Genomic DNA, 6,799 nt, shown 5'->3' with positions numbered 1-6,799 from the left:
CAAGACATTTCCGCCTGGATGACCCACGCCTATCCTGGAATATTCTTATGTCAAATGCTCTAGAGCATCTGACAGCTCAAGTGTTTGCTTGGTGGAGCGAGGCGGATACGAACTGTGATGCAGAACGGCAGAGCATGGAGTGAGTCAAGAATCCTTCTCCACTCCATTTGGCCTTGCCAGGCTACGCAGCAGAGAGCGGCGCTGATGGCAAGTGAGCCGCTCTAGTCCTGCGGGTGTGTCTGCAAACTGTCCTAAGACTTAAAATGACGTGTGGTTCGACGTTATGAATTGACTGACGAGCAGTGGAGCCAATTGGCTCCACTGCTCCCACCACAGCGGCCCCATACAGGTCGGCCTTCCCTGGATCACCGGACCGTCTTGAATGGCATCCTCTGGGTCAAGCGTTCTGGAAGTGCATGGCGTGACCTTCCAGAACGCTATGGCAACTGGAAGACCGTCAGTTCCAGGTTCTACCGCTGGCAACAACAGGGGATCTGGGCTGAATTACTCACCCGTGTCCAAGAACACGCCGACCATGCCAGCAAGGTGGATTGGGAGATCCAGATGATCGATAGCACCATCATTCGCGCTCATCAAAGTGCTGCGGGTGCAAAAAAAGGGGGGGAGACAAAGCACTTGGCCGCTCACAAGGTGGGTTCAGTACAAAAATCCACCTGAAGTGTGATGGGAAGGGAAGGCCAATGGCCTTCCTGCTGACCGCAGGACAACGCCACGAGATGTTGATGTTTGAGGCTCTCCTGGATGTGGGCAAGATCAAGCGGCGAAGTCGAGGCCGACCTCGACTCCGCCCTACCTTCGTCCTGGCAGATCGTGCTTACAGCGGAGAGAAAGCTCATCGACTGTGTTGCAGACGGGGCATTCGTCTGGTTGTACCTCCGAAACGGGATCACAACAGGCCACGGTCGTATGACCGTGGCCTATATCGAAAGCGGAATGTCATTGAGCGCCTTGTCGGTCGTCTCAAGAGGTCTCGGAGAATTGCTACCCGCTTTGAGAAACGCGCCTGTTACTACGAGGCCATGGTGACCATTGCCTGCCTGATGGAGTGGCTTTGAAGGTTTGCAGACACAACCTAGTCCTGCGCCCCCAGCTCGTCCGCTTCCCACAGCTCATCTTCTTCTTCGAGAAGCGGCAAGCGGACGCGGAAGGTGGCGCCGCCGCCGGGCGTATCTATCACATCAATCTGGCCGTGGTGTCCAATCACCACCTGCTGGGCAATGGTCAGGCCCAGGCCCGCCGATCCAGCTTCCTTGCCCCGGTAGAACTTGTCGAAGATGCGCGGCTTGATGTCGTCGGGCACGCCAGGCCCACGGTCAACGATGCACACTTCAGCAAAGCCGTCGGTGCGGCGGGCTTCCAGCGTCACCTTGTCAGGGGTGCCACACACCCGCACCGCATTGCCCACCAAGTTGACCAGCACCTGCGTCAGCCGACCAGGGTCGCCCAGCACTTCCAGCGGGCGGTCCAGCAAGTGCGCCTGCACCTGAAAGTCGCGGCCCACCTGCTCCACCAGCCGGTCCAGGTTCACAAAGTGCATTTCGACGTCCTGGACCAGTTCGCCCCGCGAGATTTGCAGCAGGTCGTTGACCAGGCGGGTCATGTTCTCGGCCACACGCCGGGCGTCCGACAGGGTCTGCGACGGCCCCTTCTCGCGCTCCTGACGGTGCAGATATCCCAACAGGGCGGTCAGTGGAGTACGTAGCTCGTGGCTGGTTTCGGCCAGGAAAGTCCGCTGCATATCCAGTGACTCGGACAGCTGCTGGGCCTGCACTTCCAGCCGCTGACGCTGCGCCTCGGCCACCCCACGCAGCCGCTCCACTTCTTCCAGGCGCTGCTGGAGCGACAGGTTCAGCTCACGCACGGCCTGCTCGGCCATCTCCTGACGGCGCAGCGAGTCGTACTCGGCAATGGCGCGCCGCACACTGGGAGCCAGCCGCTCCAGCCGCTGCTTGAGGATGTAATCGGTCACGCCCTGGCGCAGCGTGTCCACCGCGATTTCCTCGCCCATCGCGCCCGTCACAATCAGGAACGGCAAGAAAGGATCGTGCGCTTCGGCAGCGTGGAAGGCCCGCAACCCATCGTAGCTGGGCAGGGCGTAGTCACTCAGGATCAGCTGAGGGCAAAAGGTATCCAGTTCGTGCAGAAACCCGGCCTCGTCCTCGGCGCGGCGCACTTCCAGCTGCCAGGGCAGATCGGCGCGCAGCGATTCAATCACCAATTCGTGGTCCAGGTCGTTGTCTTCGAGGTGCAGCACCCGCAGCACGCGTTCGTCGGGCTGGGTCATCCCTGGTCCCCGATGTCGGCTGAGGCCGGGGCCGCGGGCAGTTCCGGACGGGGCTGGAGCGGCAAGCTCACGCTGAAAGTGGCCCCCACGCCCGGCTCACCGTGGGCCGACACCCGGCCCCCGTGGCGCTGGACAATCCGCCGCACATTCGCCAGGCCGATGCCGGTGCCCTCGAATTTGTCATTGTTGTGAAGTCGCTGAAACACACCGAACAGTTTATCGGTATAGTGCGGATCAAAACCCACACCATTGTCATGCACCCGGATTTCGGCCAATTCATCGCCGTCCGGCACGCTGTCTACCCGGATCAGCACTTCATCGCGGGTGCGCGAGTATTTCAGGGCGTTGCTCAGCAAGTTGGTAAACACCTGCGCCAGCAGCCGCTCGTCGCCATAGACCTGCGGCAAGGGCTCCAGTTGCAGGGCCACGCTGCGGCCCTCGCGGTCGGGGTGCAGCCCTTCCCAGACTCCAGTGATCAGGGCACCGAGGTCCACCTGCTGCTGGCGCAGCTCGGCGCGGCCAGTGCGCGAGAATTCTAGCAGATCGTCAATTAGGTGCCCCATGCGCTGGCCCGATTCCAAAATCACGTTCAGGTAGCGCTCGGCCTGGTTGGAGAGGTCTTCGTTTTCAGCCTGAAGCTTTTTGCGCAGCAGTTCCCCAAAGCCTGTCATGTGCCGCAGCGGCGTGCGCAGGTCGTGGCTGACCGAGTAACTAAAGGCTTCCAGCTCACGGTTGGCCTCGCCCAGCTCCTGAGTGCGCTCACGCACTCGCTGCTCCAGTGAGCGGTTGAGCTGCTGAAGCTCTGTCTGGGCCAGCACCGCCCGCTGGCGCAGAACATCATTGTCCAGAGCCAGGGCGAAGCGCTGCGCCACCTGCTCGGCCAGCTCGAAGTCGTAGGAATGGACCGGGCGCAAGTAGGCCAGTCCCAACATGCCGCGCAGACTGCCGTCATGGCCCCAGAGCGGTATTAAGAGGAACTCAGCCGCTCCCACCACACTGAGCAGCTCCGAGTCACGGTTCACGAAAGATTCCCGCCGGCTGATTCCCTGGTGCAGCAGCTCTTCTATGGTCTGCATCATCTCAGGCGTCAGCGGATATTCGTCTTTGGCACTCTGACCCATCCAATGAATCTGGTAACGCGGCGACGTGTCTTCCGCGCCAGGTTCGGCAGGCAAAAGGTCGGTACGCCAAAGGGCCACAGCAGACCCCAGCGAAGCCGCCATCAACTCGACTGCGTGTTGATAACTGCGGCGCTGAATCAGCAGCTCACTGCCCTGCGCCGCTGCCGGGACAGGCGACAGCGCATCAGAAATCTGCACCATCAGGCGCGAACGGAACTCGGCGCGGACCTGATCATCCACATCGGTGGTGGTGCCCACCCACTCCACCACGTTGTCCCCTGCTCCCAGCAGCGGCACGGCGCGGATCACATAGGTGCGGTACAGCCCATCAGGGCCCACCATCTGAAGCTCGACTTCCAGGGGCCGCGCCAGGTGCCGCGCCTCGGCCACAGCCCAGTGGAACCTGTCCAGATCATCTGGATGAACCGGCGACGCCAGGTCACTGAGATTCACCGGCGCAGGCAGGCCCGGCTGCAGGTCGTACCAGCGCCCGTTCACATAGGTCACGTTCCAGTCGGCGTCCACCGTCCAGACGAGCTGCGGCATCCCACTCAGCACCATGCGGTAGTGGTCCTGCTCGGCCAGCGCCAGCTGCTCAGCCATCAGGCGGGCATGAACATCGGTGGCCACCGCAATCCACTCGTTCACCTCGCCGCTGATGGTGTAGAGCGGAGCCACCTTGAGCGACACCCAGCGCCAGCCAGGGGCCGGAGCCGAGGCCTCCTGACCGTGCAGAAACACAGCCTCAGGAGTCCGCAGCGCCAGACGCAGGTCGGTTTCCTGCTGCTGGCCGCTGGCATATGCCCTTTCCCACAGCTCATCGTAGGCTGAGCGGTCCTCGGGGTGAACTTGCCCCCGCACCACCGGCCCGCTCAGCAGATTGCGGAACTGCTGATTGGCGTAGGTGAGTCGGCCCCGGCGGTTGGACATCCACAGCACATGCGGCACCCCGTCGAGCGCCGCCCGCGACTGCTGCTCTTGGTCACGCAGGCGCTGCTGACTTTCTAAGGTGACGCTCACGTCCCGCAGCATGTGCAGGTAACCCAGCAGCTCCTGCCCCTGCCCAATCACGCGGATACGGCTCATCTCGCCCCAGAAGGTCTGACCGCCCGGACCGTGGAGGCGGCGCACCACTCCGCTGTATTCCTCTGGAGCCTCAGCAGAAAAGAGCCCCTGGCGGTTGCCGGGTTCATTAACCACGCTTTGTTCGCTCACCTGATCCATGTGGGCACCGGCCAGACCCCGGAACTCCAGACCCAGCAAGTCCAGATACCGCCGGTTGATCATCCGCACAAAGCCGTCGGGCGTGGTAAAGGCCGCGCCGCCGTCCATCGCCTGAAAAATGGCCGAGAAGTCGGCCCGTGACTGCTCCAAGAAGCTCTGCGACGCGCTCAGGTCCGAGTTGGCCTGCTGCAAACGGCGGTTGAGCCGCAACTGATCACTGACCAGCCGGTGCGTGAGCAGACCGGCCAGCAACCCCATCATGACCACCAGTGGGGCCAGCAGAGTGGACGGGTCCTGCACGGACAGCTGCGGTACGCGCACCTGCAAGGACCAGTTGTGGCCCAAGCGCGGCACCGTCACTTGTAGCAGGTCGCCGCCTGCCCCCTGCTGAGCCGCTGTCCCGCCCAGCAGGGCCAGCGGTTGGACTTCGGCCAGGTCCAGCCCATGGTCCAGGGGCTGACCGTCCAGCAGAATCTGTACGTGACCGCTGGGCACCGGCGAGAGCTGCTCTACCTCCTGAATCAGCTGCTCCACATTGATCAGCGCGTACAGCACGCAGTTCACTTTGCCCGTCTCGGCAGATACCCGGCAGGGCTTGACGATCAGCAGTGAGTGGTGGTCCTCCGCCAGCAAAGCGCGGTCCTGAGTGTGAAAGGGGGACGTGATGCTGGTGGTGCCACTGCCTACCGCCGCATTAATCGTCTGCTGAATCATCTGACCGGTTTCAGAACTGACGGTCAGCGAACCGATTTCACGGGGTGCCTCGGCCAACTGCCCATCCTCAAAGCGCAGGATATCCAGCTTGTGGACACTGGGAAAATACTGCTCCAAATGCATTCCCGCCACAAAAGTATTGATGTCAGTACCCGGCATCTTGTCGGCGTAGAGGAATGAATAGGTGGACAGCAGCAGCGTCTCGTAGTCGGAGAGGCGGTCCGTCAGCACTTTGGCGTGGGAATCCAGCTGGTTTTGGGTTTCGGTGATCTGCTGCTGGCGCACGTATGTGTGGACAGCCACCGCCGAAATCAAGGTGACCAGCACAATCAGGATCAGTAACTGGGTCGCCAGCGAGAACTGCAAAAAAGCAGGCCTCCGACTCGCAGGAGGTGTACTGGGCGGCATCATGCCTGGTCCCCCGCCCCGCTCAGCTCGCGGCGGGCCACTGTCAGCAGCACTCCAGCGTCCACTTGCTGCCCCGTCCAGCGCTCAAAGGCCAGCGCTGCTTGGTGGGCCAACATCCCCAGGCCGCCCTCAGTGCGTACGCCCTGCGCCGCCGCGTCACGCCGCAGCCGGGTCTGTTCGGGCCGGTACACCATGTCATAAACCAGTGCGCTGCCCGGCAACTCCCGCCACTGCGCTGGGGTCAGGTCCAGCGGGGTTTCGTCTGGGCGGTCCAGGCCCGCGCTGCTGGCGTTCAGAATGAGTCCCACCTCAGCCCAGTTCACGCCCCCCGGTTGGGCAGCCTGCACGTCCCAGCCCTCTACCGCCCACTCGGCGGCCAGGGCCTGGGCACGCTCCGGGGTGCGGTTGAGCATCAGGGTGGGTATCCCCCACTCGCGCAGCACCCACAGCGCGGCGCGGGCGGCTCCTCCGGCACCCAGCAGCACGGCCCGCAGGCCAGGAGCGGGCGAGTAGCCAGCGTCCAGCAGAGCGGCCCGCAGGCCGGGAGCATCGGTGTTGTCGCCCATCAACTGCCCCCCTTGCCAGAAGAGCGTATTGACTGCCCCCACCGCCGCCGCAGCCGGAGTCAGGCCGTCGAGCAGCGGCATCACCGTCACTTTGTGCGGCAGGCTGAGGTTGGCACCCGTCAGGACTTCGGCGCTGGCCGCCCGCGCACGTAGCGCCTGCACGCGGGCTGGCAATTCGGCGGGCAGCACATCTTCGGCACGGTAGCCACCCTTCCAACCCACGGCCTTCAGTGCGGCGCGGTGCAGAGCCGGTGAGAGCGAGTGGGCCGCAGGATGGGCGAACAAGGAGGCGCGAAGTTCCGCCGTAGGCATGCCAGCCAGTCTAATACGGATTCCGCTTCATCCCACAGCAGCTGCGCGGCTGCGCCTCTCCCAGCTGCTTCATCCCGCAAAGTCCATCCTGTTTCCCCTTTGCTCTGCCTAGCAGCTTGGCAAGCCCCGGCCCCAGTCCACCGCATCGC

At 63.1% G+C, this 6,799-nt stretch carries 4 protein-coding genes; 1 reads left to right on the top strand and 3 read right to left on the bottom strand.

Translation table 11 applies throughout. The features are described from left to right. The first annotated feature begins 270 nt into the window (after positions 1-270). Positions 271-1,076 (top strand): IS5 family transposase gene (locus tag IE158_RS03545; protein ID WP_373295820.1). Its coding sequence is split into 2 segments (ribosomal slippage): positions 271-613 and positions 613-1,076, totalling 807 coding nucleotides; the frame shifts between segments, so codons are not numbered across the junction. Between the two features lie 17 nt (positions 1,077-1,093). Here the strand turns inward: IE158_RS03545 and IE158_RS03540 are convergent. Genes IE158_RS03540 through IE158_RS03530 form a run of 3 tightly spaced genes read right to left on the bottom strand, consistent with a single transcriptional unit; the run spans position 1,094 to position 6,650 of the window. After that, positions 1,094-2,305 carry a hybrid sensor histidine kinase/response regulator gene (locus IE158_RS03540; protein ID WP_189642291.1) on the bottom strand — a complete coding sequence of 404 codons (1,212 nt, stop codon included), beginning with the start codon at positions 2,303-2,305 and terminating at the stop codon, positions 1,094-1,096. Beyond that, a complete protein-coding gene (locus IE158_RS03535) occupies positions 2,302-5,775 on the bottom strand; it encodes a PAS domain-containing sensor histidine kinase (RefSeq protein WP_189642290.1) in 3,474 nt (1,157 codons plus the stop codon). Before IE158_RS03535 ends, IE158_RS03540 begins: the two co-directional genes overlap by 4 nt. Next, a complete protein-coding gene (locus tag IE158_RS03530; RefSeq protein ID WP_189642289.1) occupies positions 5,772-6,650 on the bottom strand; it encodes a shikimate dehydrogenase family protein in 879 nt (292 codons plus the stop codon). Before IE158_RS03530 ends, IE158_RS03535 begins: the two co-directional genes overlap by 4 nt. Between the last annotated feature and the right edge of the window lie 149 nt (positions 6,651-6,799).

Source organism: Deinococcus piscis (genome assembly GCF_014653275.1).
Taxonomy (GTDB): Bacteria; Deinococcota; Deinococci; order Deinococcales; family Deinococcaceae; genus Deinococcus; species Deinococcus piscis.
Note: the sequence above shows the minus strand (reverse complement) of the source record. Positions and strands in the feature narration are given on the sequence as shown.

Coding starts and splice junctions, on each gene's coding strand:
- IE158_RS03540 (WP_189642291.1), bottom strand. CDS start 2,305: ATGACCCAGCCCGACGAACGCGTGCTGCGGGTGCTGCACCTCGAAGAC.
- IE158_RS03535 (WP_189642290.1), bottom strand. CDS start 5,775: ATGATGCCGCCCAGTACACCTCCTGCGAGTCGGAGGCCTGCTTTTTTG.
- IE158_RS03530 (WP_189642289.1), bottom strand. CDS start 6,650: ATGCCTACGGCGGAACTTCGCGCCTCCTTGTTCGCCCATCCTGCGGCC.